General features: G+C 71.5%; 1 protein-coding gene. It reads right to left on the bottom strand.

Annotated elements, in window-relative coordinates; genetic code table 11:
- On the bottom strand, nucleotides 1-554 hold a 554-nt coding region (locus tag QYM41_RS17765; RefSeq protein ID WP_368801093.1), incomplete at both ends, for an acyl-CoA dehydrogenase family protein.

Here is a 554-nt window from a genome sequence, read left to right as displayed (position 1 = left end):
GCGTTGACCTTCCCGTCGGCGGTGTTGCGGGCGAAGACGACGATCACGTCGGCGGCGTGGCCGTTGCCGATCCAGCGCTTGTGCCCGTTGAGCACCCACTGCCCGCCCTCGCGGCGGGCGGAGGTCTCCAGGGCCACCGAGTCCGAGCCGTGCTCGGGCTCGGTCAAAGCGAACGCCCCGGTCCGCTCCAGCCGGGCCATCGACGGCAGCCACCGGTCCTTCTGCTGCTCGGAGCCGAGCATGTTGATCGCGCCCATGCACAGGTTGGCGTGCACCCCCAGGAACGTGTTGATGCTGCCGTCGACCCGGGCCATCTCCCGGGCGACCATCCCGGCGGCCTTGCGGGTCATCCCGGGGCAGCCGTGGCCCTGGATGGTGGTGCCGATGATCCCCAGCCGCCCCAGCCCGGGCAGCAGCTCCCAGGGGAACTCCGCCCGCTCCCAGTAGTCGTTGATGATCGGGGCCACCCGGGACTCGGCGAAGGCCCGGACCCGGTCACGGACCGCGACCTCCTCCGGACCGAGCTCGTCGTCGAGCCGGAAGTAGTCGGAGGT

It is taken from the genome of Kocuria oxytropis (assembly GCF_040981195.1).
Lineage (GTDB): Bacteria > Actinomycetota > Actinomycetes > Actinomycetales > Micrococcaceae > Kocuria > Kocuria oxytropis.
Note: the sequence above shows the minus strand (reverse complement) of the source record. Positions and strands in the feature narration are given on the sequence as shown.